1 protein-coding gene is annotated in these 627 nt (G+C 40.7%); it reads left to right on the forward strand.

The window, feature by feature from the left end; translation table 11 throughout:
* Positions 1-96: 96 nt before the first annotated feature.
* The coding region (locus B4F08_RS11675) for an AMP-binding protein (RefSeq protein WP_291374443.1) at positions 97-627 on the forward strand (531 nt) is incomplete at its 3' end.

Genomic DNA, 627 nt, shown 5'->3' on the forward strand with positions numbered 1-627 from the left:
AGGCTTCATCTCCGACTAAAGCCTTAATGATTTAGACTGAATGACACACTATGTTGATATAGATATACATGAAAAAAACACAAATGGAGCAAACACATGGTGAGTGCATATGATGAATTACCGAGAACCCCTGCAAATTTCGTTGCTTTATCACCTTTACGTTATTTAGAACGTGCTGCTTATATTTATCCACACCAAGCCGCCATTATTCATGGGAAACGTCAAATCACATGGCAACAAAGCTATCAACGTTGTCGCCAGTTTGCACATCAGCTCACTCAGTTAGGAATTCAAAAGAATGATACCGTTTCGGTACTGTTGCCGAATGTACCTGCAATGATTGAAGCACATTTTGCTGTACCAATGGCAGGTGCAGTACTCAATACGCTGAATACTCGCCTCGATGCCAAAACCATTGCTTTTATGCTGGCTCATGCCGAGTCCAAAGTCCTTTTGGTCGATCCAGAATTCAGATCACTTGCTGAAGAAGCATTAACGCTGATCACTCAAGATATTATTGTGATTGATGTATTTGATCAGGAATACGAAGGTGAGCAAATTGCACTTGGGCAATATGAATATGAATCGTGGTTAGCTGAAGGCAATCCTGAATTTGAATGGCTACTT

It is taken from the genome of Acinetobacter sp. UBA6720 (genome assembly GCF_002454215.1).
Taxonomy (GTDB): Bacteria; Pseudomonadota; Gammaproteobacteria; order Pseudomonadales; family Moraxellaceae; genus Acinetobacter.